The organism is Desulfosarcina cetonica JCM 12296 (assembly GCF_001311845.1).
Lineage (GTDB): Bacteria > Desulfobacterota > Desulfobacteria > Desulfobacterales > Desulfosarcinaceae > Desulfosarcina > Desulfosarcina cetonica.
On record NZ_BBCC01000064.1, the window covers coordinates 1 to 12,695 of the forward strand.

Below are 12,695 nucleotides of genomic sequence, written 5' to 3' on the forward strand. Positions count from 1 at the left end.
GGCGACGAGGCCTGCCTGGCCCGCTGGGCCGCCGAGCAGGCGCACCTGACCCATAACCATCCCATGTCCGATGCGGCCTGCGTCACCGTCGGCCGCATGGTTCATCAAGCCCTGTGTGGCGGGGCCGTGGCTGCACTGCAGACCCTTGCCGGCGAGCTGGTGCGCGATTATCCCGAATTTCGCTACCGGCCCTACCTGGGGAACAGCTCCGCCTATGTGGTGGACACCCTGCAAACCGTTTTCCACCACTTTTTTTCCACCGGGACCTTCGCGGATTGCCTGATCGGGGTGGTCAACCAGGGCGGTGACGCCGACACCACCGGGGCCATCGCCGGCATGATCGCCGGGGCGTTCTACGGCATCGACGGCATTCCCCGACGTTGGCTGAAGCGCCTCGATCCGAAGGTGCGCACGGAAATCACCGAACTGGCCGATTACCTGGTCAACGCGGCGCCGCTGGTGGTCCAGGGACGGATCAGGCCAGCACCCGCTCCTTGAAGGTAATCCCCAGCCCGGCCAATTCGTCCAGAATGGGATTGTAGATTTCGGGCAAGATGGGGGCGATCACCCCGCGCTGCGTGATGGTACCGTCCAGCAGCATGCGCACGGCGATGGCCACCGGCAGGGAAACCGTGCGGGCCATGGCGCTGTCTCCACCGGGGATGCCGAACTCCACCAGGGTGGAAATGCGGTTTTCTTTTTTCCCGGCATGGTCGATGACAAATTCATGCTGCATGACCAGCATGTCGCGTTCGCCGGGCGCGAATTCACATTTCTCAAGCATGCGGGCCGCCATGACGTCGATGTTGCCCGCCCCCTGAAGGCCGATGGGCGCATCGGCGAACATGCCCAGCCACTCCAGGCGGTCGATGAAGGCCGCCGTCTCGGGCAGCCCGGTTTTGTGTGCCAGGCCGCGTTTGGGGTCGTCGTCGCCGGCGATGGCGCACATGAATTGGCGGTAGGTCATGCCCGCGATTTCCGGCCGCAGGGTTTGGGAAAAAAGGCCCAGTTTGACCCATTGATACCAGGTCTCACAATGGCCCGTGTTGCGCAGCGTTCCCCGAAACATGGTCCGGGCGCCGTCCAGGCCGTACAGGCTGCCGTAGGGCAGGGAATCGCGGTTGGGGTAACCCTCGAAAGTCCCCGCGCCCTCGATGACCACCTGTTCGGGATTGGCGAAGATTTCGTCGCCGGGAATCTCAACGATGCTGCCGTCCTGACGGTAGCGCGCGGGATTGGTCGCGGCCGTGAGAACCCCCCGGGCGCCCAGGAGAACTTGTATCCGATGGGATTGGTGTTGGCTTCGGGGGCCGGCAGTCCGCCGCAATAGGAACGAAACGATTCCACCGTTCCGCCCTTGGCGGCAGCTTCGTGGATCACGCGCATGGCCGACATGTGATCCAGCCCCGGATCGACGCCGCATTCGTTGATGAAGGTCAGTCCGGCATCCCGCACCTTTGCATCCAGGGCCTGCATGGCCGGAGAGATGTAGGAGGTCGTGGCCATCATCTTGCGGTGCTTGAGGCACAGCTCGGCCACGCGGACATGCTCGGTGGCCGGCAACAGGGAAACGGCGATATCACAATCCCGGATCCGCTGTTCCAGTCCGGCGGTGTCTTGCAGCACGTCCAAGGCCACGGCCCGGCCGCGGGGTCGTCCGGCCACCAGGGCCTCGGCCTTGGATACCGTGCGGGAGGCCACGGTGACGTCGGTATTGTCAAGTTCGGTCAAATAGTGGACAATCGGTCTGGAGACCAGACCGGCGCCAAGGATCAGAATTCGTTTATTGCGCATTGTTTTTTGCCGTTTCATTTGTCTCTGGGATGGGTGGATGGGCCGCATCTGAACCCGATGGGGCCGTCTCTCTGCGTCGCATATCAACCTGCGGAACAGTCCGCCTACCTACCCGGTTTTGCCGTTGGAATCAAGGTACGTACGCTTGTCAACAGGCGCTTGTTTTTGTTGAATGGACACGCGGCGTTAAAACATGTGATCTTAAACACGACATCATGGGGATGACGGCCATGCTTCGTTTTAACGGAACCTATACCCTGTCGCGCAAGGACGACCCGGGGGCGTCGCGTTCGGCTTTCGCATGCAGCTGGAATGTGAAAATCATCGATTTCTCCTCGGCGGATCCCGCCCATCTCCATATCCGCCCATGGGGTGTCCTGGCGGTCCGCCAGGCCGGCGGTATCTTCAAGTCCAGCTGCGCGGAAAGTCTTGGCAAGCGGATCATCAACGACTTCGCCCTGAAGGTCGACGACCTGCTATGGGTCGAATCCTTTCCCGATGCGCCGCACCAGCTTTACGTGGCGGCATTTACGCCCCGTTATGAGGCCGCCCAAGTCCATTATGCCATCACCTGGCGGCCCATCCTGGAAAACGAACGCAACGCCCTGCGCCTTTGGTGTCCGGAAACCCGCAATCGGACGGATTCGTAATAAGCCCCATATCGGTGTCGCGCTTCAAATATGGGTTGAATGTTGTCGCGCTTTTTTTTAAAATACGCCGTCGATCGCGGGCGCCGGGTGGCCCGCCACGTCTTGCCCCGTCGTTCCAAGGCACTTTTCAACAAAACAGCGGATCGTTTTCTGGCGGCCTTTGGCCGGTTGATGCGGCCTGGTTGCAAGAAGCGATCGACACAGGGGACCGTGACAATATCAACACAAAATCAAGGACGCACACGATGAAGGTGCTGGTCAGTGACAATCTGGGCGAGGATGGCATCCGCATGTTTCAGGATGCCCCTGGCATCGATGTAGACGTGAAGACCGGTTTGGCCCCCGAGGCGCTCAAGGAAACCATTACCGATTACGATGCCCTCGTGATCCGCAGCGCCACCAAGGTGACCGAGGACCTGCTCCAGGCGGCCACCCGCCTCAAGGTGGTCGGCAGGGCCGGCATCGGTTTGGACAACGTGGATATCCCGGCCGCGACCCAGCGGGGGGTCGTGGTGATGAACACCCCCACCGGCAACGTCGTGACCACGGCCGAGCACGCCATCGCCATGATGCTGGCCCTGACGCGTAATATTCCCATGGGGACCGCTTCCCTGCGCGAGGGACGCTGGGAGAAGAAAAAGCTCCAGGGACGCGAGATTTTCAACAAGGTGCTGGGGGTGATCGGGTTCGGTAAAATCGGTGCCATCGTGGCCGATCGCGCGCGCGGGCTGAAAATGAACGTGATGATCCATGATCCCTTTGTCACGCCCGAACAAATCCAAAAGGCCGGATTCGAATGTGTGGATCTGGATACGCTTTACGCACGGGCCGATTACATCTCCGTGCATGTCCCCAAGCTGAAAAACACCATCGGCATGGTCAACGCGGCGGCCTTTGCGAAAATGAAGGACGGGGTGATGATCATCAACTGTGCCCGCGGCGGTATTGTGGCTGAAAACGACCTCTACGAGGCCCTTGTTTCCGGTAAGGTCGCCGGTGCCGCCCTGGACGTGTTCGAGACCGAACCCCCGGGAGAGAGCCCGCTGGTGACTCACCCGCGGGTGATCTGTACACCCCATCTGGGTGCCTCCACCCGGGAGGCGCAAACCAATGTCGCCGTGGCGGTTGCCCGGCAGATCATTGATTTCCTCACCGCCGGAACCGTGGTCAATGCGGTCAACATGCCTTCCGTGACCGGGGAGGCGCTGGAAAAGATCCGTCCCTACCTGATTCTGGCCGAGCGTATGGGATGCCTTCAGGCGCAGCTGGTCGAGGGGCCGATCAAGGAGGTGGTCGTCGAGTTCCATGGGGATTTCAGGGACCTTGATCTCTCTCCGATACCCACCGCCGTGCTCAAGGGCATGCTGACACCCGTGGTCAAGGACGACGTGAATTACGTTAACGCCCAGGTCATGGCCCAGCAGCGGGGGATCAAGGTGACGGAAACCAGCAGTGCGGAATCGGATTATTATGTGAACCAGATAACCGTGCGGGCCATCACCACGGAGATGAAGAGCGTGGTCTCGGGAACCATATTCGGTAAAAAGGACCCGCGCATCGTCAAAATCGACAAGTTCCGTCTGGAAATGATTCCCCATGGTCATATGGCGCTGATCCAGAATATCGACAAGCCCGGTTCCATTGGCGAGATCGGGACGGCCTTGGGGCAACACGGCATCAACATCGGTCGGATGCAGGTCGGACAGGAAGAGGATGGCGATCGTAATATCATTTTTCTCACCACCGATACACCCATTCCCGATGCGGTGGTGGCGGAACTGCGCCAGCTTTCATTGGTCAAGACCGTGACGCCATTGGAGTTCTAAAAGGCGGCCTTTTCAATCTGGCTCTAAACGTCTGCCGGCGCTTTTGGGGCGTTGCCTATGAGCGCTGCTAAAAGGAGTACCTGCCATGAGCGATGACAATCAGGACCACAAGGCAAGCGCTGCCCCGAATGAAGCGGCGGCCAAAGGGATGTCCGGCACGTCAGCTTCGCCTCCGTTGCCGGCGCTCAACTTCGCCACGTTCATCTTTTCGCTCAACTCTTCGGCCCTGGTCCAGCTGGGGATGATGGACGATCCCTTACGGGGAAGAAAACCCAGAATCTGCCCCTGGCAAAACAGACCATCGATGTCATTTCCATGCTGGAAGAGAAAACCCGCGGGAATCTGGATGCCAATGAGGAGACGATGATAAAAAATATCCTTTACGATTTGCGTATCCTGTACGTGAAAGAGAAAGGATAAACCCACGCAACCGCCATTTGCCCGCGATGTTGTCGCCGTGCGCGCGCCGGCGAAGATCAATCTTTTCCTGCGTGTTGTCGGCAAACGGCGGGACGGCTATCATGAACTTGGCTCGCTCATGTGCCCGGTGGCCCTGTACGATACGCTGACCTTTGCTTTCGGCGGCGCGGGGGGGATTCGTATCGGTTGCGAGCATCCCGATGTCCCCGAGGATTCATCCAATCTGGCGGCTCTGGCGGCCGGCCTTTTTTTTTGAAACGGCCTTTGACGGCAACCCGCCGGGGGGCGACGGCCTTCACATTCGGATCGACAAGCAAATCCCCGTGGGTGCCGGGCTGGGCGGCGGCAGCAGCGATGCGGCAGCGGTTCTGACCACCTTGAATCGGCACTTTGGATCGCCGTTGGCCAAGGCGGAATTGATGCGCCTGGGCACCCGGATTGGCGCGGACGTTCCCTTTTTTGTTCATGGGGGGCCTGCCGTGGCGACCGGCATCGGGGAACGCTTGACCGCTTATCGCCACCTGACCCCATGGACGGCGCTGCTGGTCTATCCGGGGGTGGTCGTATCCACGGCCTGGGTCTATAAAAATCTGAATTTAAGATTGACAAAAGGCGAAAAAAAACTTAGTAAATTCGACTTTAATGGCCGAATATTCAGGCTCGACGAGGACTTGGTCAATGACCTGGAGCCCGTAACCGAAAAGGCGTTCCCGGTGATTGGCACCATAAAGCGTTTGCTCCGGAAACAAGGTGCCGCGGCGGCCATGATGTCCGGTAGTGGTTCAACGGTATTCGGCCTTTTCTCGAATTCCGAACGAGCCAAATCAGCATGCACGGCCTTGTGCGGTAATCAGCAAAGTCAACGCTGGACGCTATATGTTGCGGATTTGTTGATTTAGGGCCGGTTGCTGCCAAAAGCGATATTGGGGGCACCGGCGTTTTTTTACTGGGGCGTCGTCAAGCGGTAAGACACAGGATTTTGGTTCCTGCATTCGGAGGTTCGAATCCTCCGCCCCAGCCACTACCAGTGAACAGGAGTCTTGTTCCGACAGTGACCACCACCACCAAGAATCATAATTTCTGTATTTTTTCGGGCAATTCGAATCCGGACTTGGTTGTCCGAATCGGTCAGTATCTGGGGTTGCCGTTGTGCGGTGCGGTTGTCAAGCGCTTCAGCGATGGCGAAATCCAGATCGAGATCGAGGAAAACGTTCGCCAGAAGGATGTGTTTGTCGTCCAGTCCACCTGCAGTCCGGTCAACGACAACCTGGTCGAACTGCTGCTGATGGTGGATGCTCTCAAGCGGGCCTCTGCGCGCCGCATCACCGCCGTGATTCCGTACTACGGGTACGCTCGCCAGGACAGGAAGGTGGCCCCCCGCGTGCCGATCAGTGCCAAGCTCGTGGCCGATCTTCTGACCGCCGCCGGTGTGACCCGCGTGATCACCATGGACCTGCATGCCGGCCAGATTCAGGGCTTTTTCAATATTCCTGTCGACAACCTGTATGCCGCACCGGTCCTTTTGGAATATATCAAGAACAACTTTGACAATGAAGGTCTGGTGGTCGTCTCTCCCGATGCCGGTGGGGTGGAACGCGCCCGTGCCTTCGCCAAACGGCTCAATGCCGGGCTCGCCATCGTCGACAAGCGGCGCTCGTCTCCCAACCAAGCCCGGGCCATGGCCGTGATCGGTGACGTGACCGACAAAACGGTGATTATCCAGGACGACATGATCGATACCGCCGGCACCATCACCGAGGCGGTCAATGCCATCATGCAAAAAGGTGCCCGGGAGGTTCACGCCTGCTGTGCCCATCCGGTGTTGTCGGGTCCTGCCATCGACCGGATCAATGCGTCTCCGATTACCAGCATTGTTTGCACGGATACCATTCCATTAGATGAAAAATTGAAAGAATGTAAAAAGATCAAGGTCCTTTCCATTGCCAACCTGGTGGGAGAGGCCATTATTCGCAGTTACACCGGGGATTCGGTGACATCCCTTTTCGTGTAAATAAGATTTTCTCAAGGAGGAACAGATCGTTGGAAACCATGAACCTTAAGGCAACCCTACGGGAAACCACGGGTAACGGACCTTCCCGGGTGTTGCGCAGAGACGGGAAAATTCCCGCCATTCTTTACGGTCCCAAGACCGAACCGGTCAAACTGACCATCGATAAACTCGATCTCGAACCCATCTTTAAAGGCGGCTCGGTCACGCAAAAACTGTTGAACCTGGAAGTCTCCGGGATGGACGGTGCCCGCAAAACCATGATCAAGGAAATGCAGCGCCATCCGACCTCAAAGCATCTTTTGCACCTGGATCTCTACGAAGTTTCCATGGGGCACAAAATCAAGGTCATGGTCCCGGTCGTCGCTACCGGAAAAGCCAAAGGCGTGGAACTGGGGGGGATGCTACAGATCATCCGACGGGAATTGGAAGTTCTCTGCCTGCCCGATCAGATTCCGGACAGCATCAGTATCGATGTGACGGACCTGAATATGGGTGAATCGTTCCATGTTCAAGATCTTCAATTGGCCGAGGGGATTGAAGTCCCCGCCGACGTCAACTTCACCATTTTGACCGTTTTGGGCGGTAAGGCAGAAAGTGCCGAGGGTGAAGATGAAGAAGAAGAATCCGCGGAAGCGGAAGAATAATGTTCCAACCCATTTTGTCGCCAGCCTAGAGAGAATCGGTAGCCGCAGGTATTTCGCCTTCGAGGCATATCGCCATTGGCGCTTCCGATCGGCAGGCGGCAACATGGGGACAGATGGGACGACCGGAGTACAGACTTCGGCGGCCATCTAACATCATGCCAGCAACACGACAGCATCTGATCGTCGGTCTCGGCAACCCGGGACCGACGTACGCCTCGACCCGCCACAACATTGGATTTATGGTCATTGACCAGCTGAAGCAATATTACCGATTGACCGCGTGCAACAGCTGGATGGAAGCGGAACTGGCCGAGGGGACCATCGCCGGCATACCGGTCATGGTGGCCAAACCGCTATCCTTCATGAACCGTTCCGGTGACCCGGTGGGTGATATTTTCCACACGTATGGGTTTCAATGCGAGGATATGGTCGTCATCCACGATGACATTGACCTTGCTTACGAAAGAGTGAAAATCAAAGAGAAAGGGGGGGATGGAGGACACAATGGATTGAGGTCCCTGACGGACGCCCTGGGGACCAACACGTTTATAAGGGTGCGAATGGGCGTCGGGCGGCCCTGCGCCGGCATTGGGGTGGTAGACTACGTTCTCGGCGATTTTGATGCCGAACAGCAATTGTCGCTGAAACCTTTTCTATCACGGGCTGTCGAGGCTGCTGAAGTAATCCTTTGCGAGGGTGTAAAGGAAGCCATGAATCGGTTTAATCGGAAACCATGATTTAACCCAACTTGGAATGGAGGAAAGAATGGAAGCTGTATTGAGTAACCTACGCTTGCGTGTACCTTGGTCGGTGTTATCGGTGTTCTTTTTTCGATCATTCTTGCCGGTATCGTGAAGGCCGCTCCTGCCGGAAACGAGAAAATGCAAGCCATCGCCGGTGCCATTCAGGAAGGCGCCATTGCGTACCTGAACCGTCAGCTCAAGAGCATGGGTATTGCCGGTATTATCATCTTTGGTGTTATTTTCGCCACCATGGGCGCCAAGACCGCCTTTGGTTTCATGATTGGCGCCGTTGCCTCGTTTCTGGCCGCTACATCGGCATGCGCGTTTCCGTTCTGGCCAACGTGCGCACCGCCGAAGCCGCCAAAAAAGGCATGTCCGCTGGCCTCTCCATGGCCTTCAAGGGTGGCTCCGTTACCGGTATGATCGTTGCCGGTCTGGCCCTGACCTCCGTGGCTGGCTACTATACCTTCACCCATGACGTTATTGCTCTGGTCGCCCTGGGCTTTGGTGGCAGCTTGATTTCCATCTTCGCCCGTCTCGGCGGCGGCATCTTCACCAAAGGCGCCGACGTGGGTGCCGACCTGGTGGGTAAGGTCGAAGCCGGTATCCCCGAAGACGATCCCAGAAACCCCGCCACCATCGCCGACAACGTCGGTGACAACGTCGGTGACTGTGCCGGTATGGCTGCCGACCTGTTCGAGACCTATGCCGTCACCGCCGTGGCCGCCATGCTGATCGGCCACCTGCTGTTCCCCAAAGTCACCATGGCCACTGAGTTCCCGCTGATTCTCGGCGCCATCTCCATTATCGCTTCCATGATCGCCGTCTTCTTCGTCCGTTTGGGCAGTGGCGGTTACATCATGGGCGCCCTGTACAAAGGCATGTTCGGTTCCGCCATCCTGGCCGCCATCGCCTTCTACTATGCCTGCAACAAGTTCATGGGCGGTCTGGGTGACATCACCGCCATGCAAATTTACTACTGCTCGCTGATCGGCCTGGTTCTTACCGTTGTCATCGTTATCATCACCGAGTTCTACACCGGTATCTACAGCCCGGTGAAGGGCATTGCCGAAGCCTCCACCACCGGCCACGGCACCAACATCATCGCCGGCCTGGCCGTCTCCATGCAGGCGACTGCCGCTCCGGTTCTGGCCATCTGCGTCGCCATCCTCTTGGCTTTCCACTTTGCCGGCCTGTACGGTATTGCCATGGCCGCCATGTCCATGCTCTCCATGACCGGTATGGTTATCGCCATTGACGCTTACGGCCCGATCACCGACAACGCCGGTGGTATTGCCGAGATGGCTGAAATGGACGAGAGCGTCCGCGCCGTCACCGACCCGTTGGATGCCGTTGGTAACACCACCAAGGCCGTCACCAAGGCTACGCCATCGGTTCCGCCGGTCTGGCTGCTCTGGTGCTGTTCGCTTCCTACGTGATGGAATTCCAGATGCATGGCGACGGTAAAACCGCCATGGCCTTCGACCTTTCCGACGTGAGAGTCATCGTCGGTCTGTTCATCGGTGGCCTGCTGCCCTATCTGTTCGCCTCCATCGCCATGAAGGCCGTCGGCAAAGCCGGTGGTGCCGTGGTTGAGGAAGTTCGCCGTCAGTTCCGGGAAATCCCGGGCATCATGGAAGGTACCGCCAAGCCTGATTACGGTGCCTGTGTTGACATCGTCACCAAGTTCGCCCTCAAAGAGATGCTCCTGCCCGCGCTGCTGCCGGTTGTCGCACCTTTGTTGGTCGGTTTCCTGCTGGGCAAAATCGCTCTGGGTGGCCTCTTGATCGGCTCCATCGTGACCGGCGTGTTCGTGGCCCTGTCCATGACCACCGGCGGTGCGGCTTGGGATAACGCCAAGAAATACATCGAAGACGGTCATCTGGGTGGCAAGGGCTCCGAAGCCCACAAAGCCGCCGTTACCGGTGACACCGTCGGCGACCCCTACAAAGATACCGCTGGCCCGGCCGTCAACCCGATGATCAAGATCCTCAACGTTGTGGCCTTGCTGATGGTACCGTTCCTGATGTAATGCATTGCATCAGGCGGCGATGAGCCGCAAACGGTTGTAAGTCTAGGATTGGCGCCCCTGCGGCGCCAATCCTTTTTTTTATTGATTATTACCCCCTGGAATGGTATATTTTGCTATTCCATAGGGTTATTGTTTGACCTGCTCTTACAGGCGAGAGGGAACACGCCTGAATCATCTCCTGTGCTTTCCAACACTTGCTTCGGGAGAAAAACTCCAGCTCATTGGTATACACATGGCCGATAAATCCGATAGTGAAAAAGCAAAAAGCACAGCGGTTCAGAAGCGATTCAAGGTGGGCGACCTTGCCGTATACCCGGCCCACGGGGTAGGGCGTATCGAGGCCATCGAAACCAAGGTGGTCAATGGCGAGGAACATGATTTCTACATCATGAAGATCATTGAAAATGCGATGGTGATCATGATTCCCACGTGGAACGTTGAATCCGTCGGCCTGCGGGATGTGATTCAGAAAAAAGATATTCCCAAGATCTTTGAGGTCATGCGAACGCGTCAGGACCAGCCCATGGACAACCAGACATGGAACCGACGCTATCGCGAATACATGGAGAAAATCAAGACCGGTTCACTGTTTGAGGTGGCCGAAGTCTACCGCGATCTCTCTTTGTTGAAGATGACCAAGGATCTCTCCTTTGGCGAGCGCAAACTCTACGACACGGCCCAGAACCTCTTGGTCAAAGAGCTGTCCACCGCCAAGAACAAGAATGAAAAAGCCGTTATCAAAGAGATTGATGCCCTTTTCAAACCCGATGAGGGATAGATATCGTATTTAAGATCATGTTTTTGGAAAGGCCAGAGGGAGGAAGCTGTATAAACCCTACCGCGACGACCGATAACGCGGCCCAAAAACATGATCTTGAATACGATAGAACAACGACCTTCAGTTTCTCCACGCATGGTTGATCCTTCATCACCCTTTTCCTTTCAGGTTGCCTCCGAAGAAGCGGGTGAACGTCTCGACAGCTTCGTCGCCTCCCGTATCGAAAACTGCTCGCGATCCTATGCCGCTGCGATCATTCGCAAGGGGTGCGTTCTCGTGGAGGGATTCCCACGCAAGCCCGGTTACACGCTGAAATCCGGTGAAGTCGTTGCCGGGTCCCTCCCGGCGCCTGAAGTCCCTGCCTTCCTTCCGGAAGCGTTGCCGCTTGAGATCCTCTATGAGGATGACGACGTGTTGGTTATCAATAAACCGCCGGGCATGGTCGTCCATCCCGCACCCGGACATTACACGGGCACCCTGGTCAATGCCCTGATGCACCACTGCACGGATTTGCCCGGGATTTCCGGTAGCCTTCGTCCGGGCATCGTGCATCGCCTGGACATGGATACTTCCGGCGCGTTGGTGGTCGCCAAGACCGGCCGGGCCATGTGCCATCTGGCCGATCAGTTCAAGGCTCGCCGTGTGCACAAGTGCTACCTGGCCTTGGTCTACGGAACTCCGACGCGCGATAGCGGCATCATTGAACTGCCGATCGGAAGGCACCCGCTCGAACGAAAGCGCATGTCGGTCAACAGTCGGACGCCGCGAAAGGCGATTACCCAGTGGCGGGTCAAGGATCGGTATATCGGTTCCTGCCTGCTCGAACTGGAAATCCAAACCGGGCGCACCCATCAGATTCGCGTGCATTGCCAGGCCATGGGCCATCCGGTAATCGGTGACGGCGTCTATGGCAATAGAGGTTCAAAACGGATTTTATCCCAGGGCTCACCCGCGTCGGCGGCCGCGGTTGCAACGGCACGGCGTCAGATGCTGCATGCCTGGCGGCTTCAGATCCATCATCCGGCCGATGAACACCTGCTGACCCTTGAAGCGCCCCTGCCGGATGACATGCGCATGCTCATGAAGAGACTCAAAGAAATCGCAAATACGCAGAAAAAATAACAGCGCCACCGATGGGTGGCGCTGTTGGTTTTATTTAACCCAATAAAATGCGGTGGGTGTCAGGCCGCGTTTTTTTTGTTTTGCGCTGAGTCCATATCCGGTGCGATGGTGAGGGTATCGGTGTCGGGATTATAACACACCCGGCAGCAGTTGAGGCAACGGCCGGACTCATGTTTGGCATCGTCTTCGGTAATCACCTGGTCGACTTCGATCATGGAATGAATGCGCTCCTTGACCGGAAGTTCGGGCATGGGCGTGCGTTGTGTTTTGGTGACACCGGGAACCGATGTGAACAAGGATTCCTGAATGTGTCGATTGCGCAGGGATTTGGGGGCGCCTTTAACTTCTTCACCCGTGATGTACTGATGAATGGATCGCGCGGCGCGCCGGCCACCGCCGATGGCCGTCACCACCAACGAGGGCCCCGTGGCCACATCGCCACCGGTGAAAAGATAAGGCACGCTGCACTGCAAGGTCTCGGGGTCATTGTCGAAGGTATTCCAGCGGGTGATGGTGATGGCCTCCTTCTCCGGTTCCTTTTCAATGAACCCGATATCCGCCTGCTGGCTGATGGCCGAAATGACCATATCGACATCCAGGATCGTTTCCGAGCCTTCGATGGGCACAGGACGCCGGCGACCGCTGGCATCGGGCTCGCCCAACTCCATCTGAAGA

Annotated in this window: 12 protein-coding genes, 1 tRNA gene and 2 pseudogenes; 12 read left to right on the forward strand and 3 right to left on the reverse strand. The window is 57.6% G+C overall.

The window, feature by feature from the left end:
- The coding region (locus tag JCM12296_RS15445) for an ADP-ribosylglycohydrolase family protein (RefSeq protein WP_172683920.1) at positions 1-498 on the forward strand (498 nt) is incomplete at its 5' end.
- Here the strand turns inward: JCM12296_RS15445 and JCM12296_RS50530 are convergent.
- Positions 476-1,842 (reverse strand): annotated as a pseudogene (locus JCM12296_RS50530) (saccharopine dehydrogenase C-terminal domain-containing protein). The gene JCM12296_RS15445 and the pseudogene JCM12296_RS50530 overlap by 23 nt on opposite strands.
- Positions 1,843-2,024: 182 nt before the next feature.
- On the opposite strand from JCM12296_RS50530, the gene JCM12296_RS15455 reads away from it, so the two are divergent.
- Together JCM12296_RS15455 and serA are read left to right on the forward strand one after the other, a co-directional pair.
- Positions 2,025-2,444 (forward strand): hypothetical protein, encoded by a 420-nt coding sequence (locus tag JCM12296_RS15455; protein WP_157067646.1) that lies wholly within the window; start codon positions 2,025-2,027, stop codon positions 2,442-2,444.
- Between the two features lie 245 nt (positions 2,445-2,689).
- Complete coding sequence (gene serA / locus JCM12296_RS15460) at positions 2,690-4,270, forward strand: phosphoglycerate dehydrogenase (RefSeq protein WP_054694817.1); 1,581 nt, start codon at positions 2,690-2,692, stop codon at positions 4,268-4,270.
- A 99-nt stretch (positions 4,271-4,369) separates the two neighbouring features.
- On the opposite strand, the gene JCM12296_RS50535 is transcribed toward serA, so the two are convergent.
- On the reverse strand, positions 4,370-4,696 hold the full coding sequence (locus JCM12296_RS50535) for a hypothetical protein (RefSeq protein WP_054694820.1): 327 nt from the start codon (positions 4,694-4,696) through the stop codon (positions 4,370-4,372).
- A 31-nt stretch (positions 4,697-4,727) separates the two neighbouring features.
- Here JCM12296_RS50535 and JCM12296_RS41980 point away from each other — a divergent pair, with 31 nt between their 5' ends.
- From JCM12296_RS41980 to JCM12296_RS15510, 9 genes and pseudogenes are all read left to right on the forward strand, one after another.
- Positions 4,728-4,946 (forward strand): 4-(cytidine 5'-diphospho)-2-C-methyl-D-erythritol kinase, encoded by a 219-nt coding sequence (locus JCM12296_RS41980; RefSeq protein ID WP_054694822.1) that lies wholly within the window; start codon positions 4,728-4,730, stop codon positions 4,944-4,946.
- Positions 4,891-5,589, forward strand: a complete 699-nt coding sequence (gene ispE / locus JCM12296_RS15475) for a 4-(cytidine 5'-diphospho)-2-C-methyl-D-erythritol kinase (RefSeq protein ID WP_054694825.1) — start codon at positions 4,891-4,893, stop codon at positions 5,587-5,589. The genes JCM12296_RS41980 and ispE overlap by 56 nt, the downstream gene beginning before the upstream one ends.
- A 48-nt stretch (positions 5,590-5,637) precedes the next feature.
- Positions 5,638-5,711: transfer RNA gene (locus JCM12296_RS15480), tRNA-Gln, on the forward strand.
- A 30-nt stretch (positions 5,712-5,741) separates the two neighbouring features.
- On the forward strand, positions 5,742-6,701 hold the full coding sequence (locus tag JCM12296_RS15485; protein ID WP_083456180.1) for a ribose-phosphate diphosphokinase: 960 nt from the start codon (positions 5,742-5,744) through the stop codon (positions 6,699-6,701).
- A 38-nt stretch (positions 6,702-6,739) separates the two neighbouring features.
- The gene (locus tag JCM12296_RS15490) at positions 6,740-7,345 is read left to right on the forward strand and encodes a 50S ribosomal protein L25 (protein WP_246804395.1); all 606 of its coding nucleotides are present in this window, start codon (positions 6,740-6,742) and stop codon (positions 7,343-7,345) included.
- Positions 7,346-7,500: 155 nt separating this feature from the next.
- On the forward strand, positions 7,501-8,082 hold the full coding sequence (pth, locus tag JCM12296_RS15495; RefSeq protein WP_054694831.1) for an aminoacyl-tRNA hydrolase: 582 nt from the start codon (positions 7,501-7,503) through the stop codon (positions 8,080-8,082).
- Between the two features lie 114 nt (positions 8,083-8,196).
- Positions 8,197-10,120 (forward strand): annotated as a pseudogene (locus JCM12296_RS15500) (sodium-translocating pyrophosphatase).
- 232 nt (positions 10,121-10,352) lie between these two features.
- Complete coding sequence (locus tag JCM12296_RS15505) at positions 10,353-10,898, forward strand: CarD family transcriptional regulator (RefSeq protein WP_054694834.1); 546 nt, start codon at positions 10,353-10,355, stop codon at positions 10,896-10,898.
- A 90-nt stretch (positions 10,899-10,988) separates the two neighbouring features.
- The gene (locus JCM12296_RS15510; protein WP_246804383.1) at positions 10,989-12,020 is read left to right on the forward strand and encodes an RluA family pseudouridine synthase; all 1,032 of its coding nucleotides are present in this window, start codon (positions 10,989-10,991) and stop codon (positions 12,018-12,020) included.
- A gap of 59 nt (positions 12,021-12,079) precedes the next feature.
- Here JCM12296_RS15510 and JCM12296_RS49080 read toward each other — a convergent pair whose 3' ends face one another.
- Positions 12,080-12,688 carry a hypothetical protein gene (locus JCM12296_RS49080; RefSeq protein ID WP_340147867.1) on the reverse strand — a complete coding sequence of 203 codons (609 nt, stop codon included), beginning with the start codon at positions 12,686-12,688 and terminating at the stop codon, positions 12,080-12,082.
- Between the last annotated feature and the right edge of the window lie 7 nt (positions 12,689-12,695).